At 51.0% G+C, this 490-nt stretch carries 1 pseudogene; it reads left to right on the forward strand.

Annotated features, from left to right (window positions below):
* Positions 1-97: 97 nt before the first annotated feature.
* Positions 98-484 (forward strand): annotated as a pseudogene (locus tag BGK49_RS17580) (IS110 family transposase); the annotation flags it as partial.
* Positions 485-490: the final 6 nt, after the last annotated feature.

Raw genomic sequence — 490 nt, forward strand, 5'->3', positions numbered from 1 at the left:
AAGACCGCACGAATATAACGGTGGGTTACCCCCAAACGAATCGGAAAATCGATACTGGAAAAACTCTAACTCGGTGGCCAGTTTTTGTTGACCACTTCAGTTGCTGGATATTCCTGGCGTTGGACCACTTATTGCGACGGCAGCGGTGGCCACCATGGGGGAAGCATCAGCGTTTAAATCGGGGCGAGAGTTCGCCGCATATGTTGGTCTGGTTCCAAAACAAACTGGCTCCGGAGGGAAAGTACGTCTGCTGGGGATAAGCAAACGTGGTGACACTTATCTCAGGACATTATTTATCCACGGTGCAAGAGCGGTGGCATTAGTAGCTAAAGAGCCTGGCCCGTGGATAACCGAACTGAAAAAACGTCGTCCAGCCAGTGTGGCAATCGTCGCCATGGCAAACAAGCTGGCACGAACAGTATGGGCGATAACCGCCCATGACCGTAAGTATGACAGGAACCACGTCAGTATCAGACCATATTAATCGCTG

Origin of the sequence: Shigella sp. FC1544 (assembly GCF_001722145.1) — a bacterium.
GTDB lineage: Bacteria > Pseudomonadota > Gammaproteobacteria > Enterobacterales > Enterobacteriaceae > Escherichia > Escherichia coli.